Origin of the sequence: Zoogloea sp., assembly GCF_030157465.1 — a bacterium.
Lineage (GTDB): Bacteria > Pseudomonadota > Gammaproteobacteria > Burkholderiales > Rhodocyclaceae > Zoogloea.
The window spans coordinates 126,122-135,109 of sequence record NZ_JAOAUU010000079.1 but is presented as its reverse complement, the minus strand read 5'-3'; the positions used below and the strand labels follow the sequence as shown (position 1 = coordinate 135,109).

At 66.1% G+C, this 8,988-nt stretch carries 7 protein-coding genes; 2 read left to right on the top strand and 5 right to left on the bottom strand.

Annotated features, from left to right (window positions below; genetic code table 11):
* Positions 1–266: 266 nt before the first annotated feature.
* The 5 genes from Q1W26_RS10835 to Q1W26_RS10815 form a co-directional block, all read right to left on the bottom strand.
* Complete coding sequence (locus tag Q1W26_RS10835) at positions 267–1,907, bottom strand: cation acetate symporter (RefSeq protein WP_300439707.1); 1,641 nt, start codon at positions 1,905–1,907, stop codon at positions 267–269.
* Between the two features lie 26 nt (positions 1,908–1,933).
* On the bottom strand, positions 1,934–2,245 hold the full coding sequence (locus tag Q1W26_RS10830) for a DUF485 domain-containing protein (protein ID WP_300439695.1): 312 nt from the start codon (positions 2,243–2,245) through the stop codon (positions 1,934–1,936).
* 128 nt (positions 2,246–2,373) lie between these two features.
* On the bottom strand, positions 2,374–4,164 hold the full coding sequence (locus Q1W26_RS10825; RefSeq protein ID WP_300439692.1) for an acyl-CoA dehydrogenase C-terminal domain-containing protein: 1,791 nt from the start codon (positions 4,162–4,164) through the stop codon (positions 2,374–2,376).
* A 114-nt stretch (positions 4,165–4,278) separates the two neighbouring features.
* The gene (locus Q1W26_RS10820; protein WP_300439689.1) at positions 4,279–5,214 is read right to left on the bottom strand and encodes an FAD-binding protein; all 936 of its coding nucleotides are present in this window, start codon (positions 5,212–5,214) and stop codon (positions 4,279–4,281) included.
* Positions 5,215–5,216: 2 nt separating this feature from the next.
* Positions 5,217–5,966: an electron transfer flavoprotein subunit beta/FixA family protein gene (locus Q1W26_RS10815; protein ID WP_300439686.1), complete on the bottom strand. Its 750-nt coding sequence runs from the start codon at positions 5,964–5,966 to the stop codon at positions 5,217–5,219.
* Positions 5,967–6,130: 164 nt separating this feature from the next.
* Here Q1W26_RS10815 and Q1W26_RS10810 point away from each other — a divergent pair, with 164 nt between their 5' ends.
* Positions 6,131–8,191 carry a PAS-domain containing protein gene (locus Q1W26_RS10810; RefSeq protein WP_300439683.1) on the top strand — a complete coding sequence of 687 codons (2,061 nt, stop codon included), beginning with the start codon at positions 6,131–6,133 and terminating at the stop codon, positions 8,189–8,191.
* A gap of 16 nt (positions 8,192–8,207) precedes the next feature.
* Positions 8,208–8,927, top strand: a complete 720-nt coding sequence (locus Q1W26_RS10805) for a response regulator transcription factor (protein WP_300439680.1) — start codon at positions 8,208–8,210, stop codon at positions 8,925–8,927.
* Positions 8,928–8,988: the final 61 nt, after the last annotated feature.

Sequence of the window (8,988 nt, the reverse complement as noted above, 5' to 3'; positions counted from 1 at the left end):
ACAAAGAAGAAGGTCGCCCGCCGGGGCGAGACCCGGCCGATGTAAGGTCATACACGGGAAAACCGTCTCGCAAGGGCTCACCGGTTCGCGCAACGTGTGGAAAGCGCTTCCCACGACAAGTTAGACCCTCCAAGCCCGGCGGGTCGGCCAGGAATAGTGATTACACACTTAACGCGAACATAGCCAAGAAAAACGGCGCCTTGCGGCGCCGTTAAAACCCCCATGGACGAGGGTGGAGACTCTTTGGGTACCGCCGTAGCTCGGGCTTAGTGCGAGCTGGCGGAGGCGGCGCCGATGCCGGTTTGCGAGCGCACGTACTGGTCGTCGAAGCCGGCCTTGTCGGTCTTGGCGCGGGCGCTGCTGTCGGTTACCGAGAACAGCCAGGTGCAGAAGAAGGCCAGCGGCATCGAGAACAGGGCGGGTTGCTCGTAGGGGAAGAGGGCTTCCTTGTTGCCGAGCACGACCACCCACACGGCCTTGGAGAGCACCACGAAGGTGACCGCCGAGACGAGGCCGGCGAGGCCGCCCAGGAGCGCGCCGCGGGTCGTGAGACCGCGCCAGTACATCGACAGGATCAGGATCGGGAAGTTGGCCGATGCGGCGATACCGAAGGTCAGGCCGACGAGGAAGGCGATGTTCTGCTTCTCGAACAGGATGCCCAGCAGCACGGCGACCACGCCGAGACCGACGGTGGCGAACTTGGAGACGCGCATTTCTTCGGTTTCGCTGGCGGTGCCCTTGCGGATCACCCGGGCGTAGATGTCGTGGGCGATGGACGAGGCGCCAGCCAGGGCCAGGCCCGACACCACGGCGAGGATGGTCGCGAAAGCCACGGCGGACATGAAGCCGAGGAAGAGGTTGCCGCCGACCGCCTTGGCCAGGTGCATCACCGGCATGTTGCCGCCGCCGAGCATCTTGCCGGCGATGTTGCCGCCTTCGTAGAACTCGGGGTTCTGGCCGACGATGACGATCGCCATCAGGCCCAGGGCGCACACCACCATGAAGAAGTAGCCGATGCAGCCGCTGGCCACGAAGACGCTCTTGCGGGCTTCCTTGGCGTTGGGCACGGTGAAGAAGCGCATCATGATGTGGGGCAGGCCGGCGGTGCCGAACACCAGGCCCAGCGACAGCGACACGGCGGTGATGGGGTCGGCCATCAGGGTGCCGGTGCCCATCAGCTTGATGCCGTCCTTGTGCACTTCGACCGCCTTTTGCGCGGCCGTTTCAAGGCTGAAGCCGAACTGGGAGAGCGACAGGAAGAGCAGCACGGTGCCGCCAAAGAGCATCAGGCAGGCCTTGATGATCTGCACCCAGGTGGTGGCGATCATGCCGCCGAAGGTGACGTACACCACCATCAGCACGCCCACCACGACCACCGCGGTGGCGTAGTCGAGGCCGAACAGCAGCTTGATGAGCTGGCCGGCGCCAACCATCTGCACGATCAGGTAGAAGCACACCACCGTCAGCGAGCCGAAGGCGGCGAAGGTGCGGATGGTGCCCTGGTCGAGGCGGTAGGAGGCGATGTCGGCGAAGGTGAACTTGCCGAGGTTGCGCAGGCGTTCGGCCATCAGGAAGAGGATCACCGGCCAGCCGACGAAGAAGCCGATGGCGTAGATGAAGCCGTCGAGGCCCTTCGAGAAGGTCATGGCCGACAGGCCGAGCAGAGTGGCGGCCGACATGTAGTCGCCCGCGATGGCAAGGCCGTTCTGGAAGCCGGTGATGCCGCCGCCGGCGGTGTAGAAGTCGGCGGTGGATTTGGTGCGGCTGGCTGCCCAGTAGGTGATGCCCATGGTGCTCATCACGAACACGAAGAACATGCCGATGGCGGTCATGTTGAGCGGCTGTTTCTGGACGGCGCCGATGGCGTCGGCGGCGAAGGCGGCCATGCCGGCGAGGCTCAGCAGCACTGCCCCGAGGAGATGTTTGCGCGTGATCACTTGGTGGCCTCCCGGATGATTTCGTTGTTGAGGCGGTCAAACTCGCCGTTGGCGCGGCGCACGAACCAGCCGGTCAGCAGCCACGAGCCGATGATGATGACGGCGCCGATGGGCACGCCGATGGTGAGGGTGGAGCCGCTGGAGATGGGCGTGCGCAGGGCTTCCGGCGCAAAGGCCACGAGGGCCATCATTCCGTAGTAGCTGGCCATCACGATGGCGGTGAGCATCAGCGCGAAACGGCTGCGCTTGCCCTCCAGTTCGGCGAATTTCGGATTCGCCCGCACTTTTTTGTAGATGTCTGCCGACATGATTCCTCCTGAACAGGTGCTTGGGTTTGTTGTGTTTTTTATGGGGTGGTGACGGGGTGAGTGCTGTTCTCCTCCCCGGGTGGTGCAGCTGCGGGGGCGGGCTGTTTGCCCCCGCAGCGGAAAAGCTCTTAGAAGAGTGCTTCTTCGAGGGCGAGGACGGACTCGGCGCCATTCACGATGGCATCCCGGTAGGCGTTGGCCTCGGGCATCACGTGCTGGGCAAAGTAGCTGGCGGTGCCCAGCTTGGCCTTGTAGAAGTCACCATCGGCGCCGTCCAGGCGGCCGGCGGCAACCTGCGCGGAGCGGGCCATCAGCCAGCCGCCTACAACGATGCCGGTGAGCTTGAGGAAGGGCACCGAGCCGGCTGCGGCAGCCTGCGGGTTGGCGTCATAGGTGGCGAGCAGCCAGTTGGTGGCTTCGTCGAGGGCCGCGATGCCGTCGCCAAGGCTGTCCGCCAGGGCGGCCAGCGCCGGGTTGCCGGTGGCGTTCAGCGCGGCGCGGGTTACGGCGATGTCGGCGAGCAGCGCCTGCATGCTCTTGCCGCCTTCCTTGGCGGTCTTGCGACCGATCAGGTCGTTGGCCTGGATGGCGGTGGTGCCTTCGTAGATGGTGATGATGCGGGCGTCGCGCATGTACTGGGAGGCGCCGGTTTCTTCGATGAAGCCCATGCCGCCGTGCACCTGCACGCCGTTCCAGGTGATGCCCTGGGCGTTCTCGGTGCACCAGCCCTTGACCACCGGGGTCAGCAGTTCGAGGCGGGTCTGGTTGGTCTTGCGCACGTCGGCGTCGGGGCTGCTCTTGGCGCGGTCCATGCAGCCGGCCACGTAGTAGGCGATGGCACGGCCGGCTTCGGTGCGGGACTTCATGTCCATCAGCATGCGGCGCACGTCCGGGTGGTGCAGGATCGGCTTCTTCTCGCCCGACTTGTCACCGATGATCTTGCCCTGGATGCGGTCGCGGGCGTAGGCCAGCGCGTGCTGGTAGCTGCGCTCGGAGACGCCAACGCCTTCCAGGCCCACGTTGAGGCGGGCGTGGTTCATCATCGTGAACATGTATTCGAGGCCGCGGTTGGGCTCGCCCACCAGGTAGCCGGTGGCGCCGCCCTTGTCGCCGAAGGACATGACGGCGGTGGCGCTGCCGTGGATGCCCATCTTGTGTTCGATGGAGGCGCAGATCAGGTCATTGCGCTCGCCCAGGCTGCCGTCGGCATTGACCAGGAACTTCGGGGCGATGAACAGCGAGATGCCCTTCACGCCCGGAGGGGCGTCCGGCAGGCGGGCCAGCACGAGGTGGACGATGTTCTCGGCCATGTCGTGTTCGCCCCAGGTGATGAAGATCTTGGTGCCGCTGATGGCGTAAGTGCCATCGCCGCGGGGCTCGGCCTTGCTGCGGATGGCGGCGAGGTCGGAGCCGGCCTGGGGCTCGGTGAGGTTCATGGTGCCGGTCCACTTGCCGGACACCATGTTCGGCAGGTAGGTGGCCTTGAGTTCGTCGGATCCGTGGTGGGCGATCGCCTCGACCGCGCCGAGCGTGAGCATCTGGCACAGCGAGAACGAGATGCTGGCGGACTTCCACATTTCCAGCACGGCGGTAGACACCGTGACCGGCAGGCCCTGGCCGCCGAACTCGGTGGAGGCGGGCATGCCGTTCCAGCCGGTTTCGCAGAAGGACGCGTAGGCTTCCTTGAAGCCGTCGGCGGTGGTGACCACGCCGTCCTTCCACTTGTTGCCCTGGCGGTCGCCAACCGGGTTGAGCGGGTCGACCACTTCGGTGGCGAACTTGCCGGCTTCGTCGAGGATGGCCTCGACCAGATCGATGGAGACGTCTTCGTTGCCGGGCAGCGTGACGATGTCCTGCAGGCCGGCCAGCTCGTTCATGGCGAACAGCATGTCCTTCACGGGGGCGATATAGGTGCTCATGGAGTGCTCCTTGCGAATTCGGTGAAAATTGTTAGGGCTGTCGGGCGATGCGTTGGGGGTTGTAGGGGCGACTTCAGTCGCCCCTGCACAACCCCTACGGAGCCGCCTCTACATTCAGAGAGCGGCGACGAGTTGCGGGACGGCCTCGAACAGATCGGCCACCAGGCCGTAATCGGCCACCTGGAAGATCGGGGCTTCGGGATCCTTGTTGATCGCGACGATCACCTTGGAATCCTTCATGCCGGCCAGGTGCTGGATGGCGCCGGAGATGCCCATGGCGATGTAAAGCTGCGGGGCGACGATCTTGCCGGTCTGGCCGACCTGGTAATCGTTGGGCACGAAGCCCGCATCCACCGCGGCGCGGCTGGCGCCCATGGCGGCGCCGAGCTTGTCGGCCAGGGGTTCGAGCACGGCGCGGTAGTTGTCACCGCTGCCCATGCCGCGGCCGCCGGAAACGATGATTTTGGCGGCGCCGAGTTCGGGGCGGGCTGACTTGGTCAGCTCGCGGCCGACCAGTTTCGACTGGCCCAGGTCGGCGCCGGCAGCGATGGCTTCGATGCTGGCAGAGCCACCTTCGGCGGCCGCGTCGAAAGCGGTGGTGCGTACGGTGATGACCTTGATCGGGTCGGACGACTTGACCGTGGCCAGCGCGTTGCCGGCGTAGATCGGGCGCACGAAGGTGTCGGCGGATTCGATGCTGACGATGTCGGAAATCTGCGCCACGTCCAGCAGGGCGGCGACGCGCGGCAGCACGTTTTTGCCGAAGCTGCTGGCGGGGGCCAGCACATGGCTGTAGCCGCCGGTCTTGATGACATCGATCAGCAGCGCGGCGAGGTTCTCGGCGCCGGCTTCCGCGTAGGCGGCGGCATCCGCAACCTTTACCTTGCTGACGCCGGCCAGCTTGGCGGCGGCTGCGGCCGCGCCGGCGCAGGCAGAGCCCGCGACCAGCACGTCGATGTCTCCGCCCAGTTTGGTTGCGGCGGAAACGGTGTTGAGGGTGGCGGCCTTGAGGCCGGCGTTGTCGTGTTCGGCAATGACGAGGATGGGCATGTTCAGATCACCTTGGCTTCGTTCTTGAGTTTTTCCACAAGCTGGGCCACATCGGCCACCAGCACGCCGGCGCTGCGCCTGGCAGGCTCGACCACCTTGAGGGTGGTGAGGCGCGGCGTCACATCCACGCCCAGGTCGGCCGGCTTGATGGTTTCAAGCGGCTTCTTCTTGGCCTTCATGATGTTCGGCAGGGTGGCGTAGCGCGGCTCGTTGAGGCGCAGGTCGGTGGTGATCACGGCCGGCAGCGGCAGTTCCAGGGTTTCGAGGCCGCCGTCGATTTCGCGGGTGACGCGCACGCTGTCGCCGGCCACTTCAACCTTGGAGGCGAAGGTGGCCTGGGGCCAGCCGAGGAGGGCGGCGAGCATCTGGCCGGTCTGGTTGGAATCGTCGTCGATGGCCTGCTTGCCCAGGATGACGAGACGCGGCTGTTCCTTGTCGACCACGGCCTTGAGCAGCTTGGCGACGGCCAGCGGCTGAAGATCCACGTCGGTTTCGGCCAGGATGCCGCGGTCGGCGCCGATGGCCATGGCGGTGCGCAGGGTTTCCTGGCACTGGGCGACGCCTGCCGAGAAGGCGACGACTTCGGTGGCGGTGCCGGCTTCCTTGAGGCGCACGGCCTCTTCGACGGCGATCTCGTCGAAGGGGTTCATGGCCATCTTCACGTTGGCCAGTTCGACGCCGCTCTGGTCGGCCTTGACGCGGATCTTGACGTTGTAATCGACGACTCGCTTGATGGGTACGAGAATTTTCATGTGAATGGGTCTCCGTTCTTGTGATCGATGTACTCGCTACGACCCCAAGATTCGCAGACAAACATGTCTGAAGTTTCGTGAAAATGTACTCAATCTTGTCGGGTGCCTGAGCTTGGCCGACGGCTGGCTAGAATCAATCAACACGTGATGAAACTGGAGTGGCAATGAGCGGGCAGGAAGTGGATGGGTTTGAGCCTTCGGCGGATGAGGTGCCGTCCTTCGACCGGCGCTACCGGGAGATGCTGGGGGCGGGGCTCGATCTGCTCGACCAGGGGGTGACGGTGTTCGATGCCGATCTGCGCATGGTGGCGTGGAACAAGACCTTCCTGCGGCTGCTGGACTTTCCGGAATCCCTGGCTCAGGCGGGCGGGAGCTTCGAGGATTTCATCCGCTACAACGCCGAGCGGGGCGACTACGGCCCCGGTGATCCGGACGCGCAGATCGCCGAGCGGGTGGCCCGGGCGCGGAGCTTTGAGCCCCACGTCACCGAGCGGGTACGGCCCAACGGGCAGATCCTGTCGATCCGCGGTTTTCCGCTGCCGCACCAGGGCTTCATCACCGTGTACACCGACATCACCGGGCAGCGCCACAGCCAGGCGCAGGCCGCCCGCTACCAGGCTGAACTGGAGGCGCACATCCGCTCCCGCACCGACGCGCTGACCCGCGCCAACGTGGAGCTGACCACGGCCGTCGAATCCAACAAGGCCATCACCTGTGCGCTGCGCCGCAGCGAGCAGCGCCTCCGAGAAATCACTGACGCGATTCCGGCGGCGGTGGCGTATTTCGATCGCGAGTGGGTCTATCGCTACGCCAACAAGGGCTATGCCGAGTGGTTTGGCTGGTCGGCCAGCGACGTGGAAGGGCGGCACATCCGCGAGGTGACCGGGCAGGAGGTTTTCGCCATCGTCTCGCCGTGGGTGAGCCGTGCGCTGGCCGGCGAACGGGTGGCCTACGAATACACCCTCACCGGCCGCGACGGCATGCCGGCCCAGGCCCGCAGCACGCTGGTGCCGGACATGGGGCCGGACGGCACGGTGATCGGCTGCTACGTGCATTCTGTCGATGTGACCGAAACCCGGCGCACGCTGGCAGCCCTCGCCCAGGCCCAGAAGATGGAAGCCATCGGCCAGCTCACCGGCGGCCTGGCCCACGATTTCAACAACATGCTCACGGTGGTCATCGGCAACCTGGTGGCCCTCAAGGAAAACCACCCCGACGATCCGCTCACCGAAAACTTCGTCGAGCCGGCCATGCACGCCGCCAACCGGGGCGCCGAACTCATCCGCCGCCTGCTCGGTTTTGCCCGCCGTCAGCCGCTGGAACCCAAGCCGGTGGAGGTGAATGAGCTGATTCTCGGCATGTCGAAGCTGATCCGCCGCTCGCTGCCCGGCACCATCGCCGTCAGCACGGCCAGCCGCGAGCCCTGCCTGGTGGCGATGGTGGATGCCCATCCCCTCGAAAACGCGCTGCTCAACCTGGCCCTCAACGCCCGCGACGCCATGCCCAACGGCGGCGAGCTGCGCATCGAATCGTCCCTCGAACACCTCAGCCCGGCGGCCGCAGCCGATCTTGAAGTGCTGCCCGGCGACTACGTGCAGATCGCCGTCAGCGACAACGGCATGGGCATGGACGGCAGCACCATGGCGCGGGTTTTCGAACCCTTCTTCACGACCAAGCAGTTCGGCTCGGGCAGCGGCCTGGGCCTGTCGATGGTCTATGGTTTTGTGAAGCAGTCGGGCGGCGGCGTGCGTATCCGCAGCCGGCAGGCGCGGGGCACCACGGTGGCGCTGCTGCTGCCGAGCGTTGCCGAGGCCGAGCAGCCCGACACGCTGCCGGCCGGCGCGCAGGTGCACGAGGCCGACCTGGCCGGCAAGCTGGTGCTGCTGGCCGAAGACGACGCCGACGTGCGCACGGTGGTGCGCATGCAGCTGGCCGAACTGGGCTGCGCGGTGGTCGAGGCCGAGAGCGGCGCCGAGGCCGCCGACATGGTCGAGAACATTCCGGCCATTGCGCTGGTGATTTCCGATGTGGTGATGCCCGGCGCGATGGACGGGCGGGCGCTGGCCCGCTTCGTGCGGCGTTTCCGGCCGGATCTGCCGGTGGTGCTGATGAGCGGCTTTGCCGAAACCCGTGCCGATCTGCTCGACGACCCGGATCTGCCGCTGCTGTCCAAGCCTTTCTCGCGGGACAAATTGCTGGCCGCCTTGCGTCCGCTCGCGGCTTGAGCGAAGCTGATCCCTCATGGCCCAGACTCGCAAACCCGAACTGATCTACGTCGTCGAGGACGAGGCGGCGATCGCCCGCCTGATTGCCGATACGCTGGAAAAATTCGGCTATCGCGCCGAAACCTTCCGTACCGCCGAAGCCTTCTTCCACGGCCTGCGCCACCAGGCGCCCGAACTCGTCGTGCTCGACCTTGGCCTGCCCGACATGGACGGCATGGCGGTGCTGCAGCAGATGCGCGGCAAGCACGCCTGCGGGCTGCTCGTCGTCACCGGCCGCGGCGATACCCACGACCGGGTGATGGGGCTCGAACTGGGGGCCGACGACTACGTGGTCAAGCCCTTCGAGCCGCGCGAACTCATCGCCCGGGTGCGCAGCATCCTGCGCCGCTATCCGGGGCAGGTGACGCTGCCCGCCGACCCGGCGCTGCGCGTGGCCGAGTTTGCCGGCTGGCGTTTCGAGCCCGGCAGCAACACCCTCACCAGCCCCGGCGGCCAGCCCGAAACCCTCAGCACCGCCGAAGCCCAGCTGCTCAGCGTGCTGCTGGCCCACCCCAACCACATCCTGACCCGCGAGCAGTTGCTCGACGGTCGCGACGTGTCGGCGCTGGATCGCAGCATCGACCTGCGCATCTCGCGCCTGCGTCGCCGCTTCGAGGAAAACCCGCTCCACGCCCGGCTGATCAAGACGGTGTATGGCGCCGGCTACCTGCTCGCGGCAACGGTCACCTGGTCCTGATCCGGCAGGGTTAATCTGCTGCAAATGCAAAACGGCGACCCGGGTCGCCGTTTTGCATGGT

What these genes read in the sequence shown, in the direction of transcription:
- Q1W26_RS10830 (WP_300439695.1), bottom strand. Translation starts at nt 2,245, where the DNA reads ATGTCGGCAGACATCTACAAAAAAGTGCGGGCGAATCCGAAATTCGCC.
- Q1W26_RS10825 (WP_300439692.1), bottom strand. Translation starts at nt 4,164, where the DNA reads ATGAGCACCTATATCGCCCCCGTGAAGGACATGCTGTTCGCCATGAAC.
- Q1W26_RS10820 (WP_300439689.1), bottom strand. Translation starts at nt 5,214, where the DNA reads ATGCCCATCCTCGTCATTGCCGAACACGACAACGCCGGCCTCAAGGCC.
- Q1W26_RS10815 (WP_300439686.1), bottom strand. Translation starts at nt 5,966, where the DNA reads ATGAAAATTCTCGTACCCATCAAGCGAGTCGTCGATTACAACGTCAAG.
- Q1W26_RS10810 (WP_300439683.1), top strand. Translation starts at nt 6,131, where the DNA reads ATGAGCGGGCAGGAAGTGGATGGGTTTGAGCCTTCGGCGGATGAGGTG.
- Q1W26_RS10805 (WP_300439680.1), top strand. Translation starts at nt 8,208, where the DNA reads ATGGCCCAGACTCGCAAACCCGAACTGATCTACGTCGTCGAGGACGAG.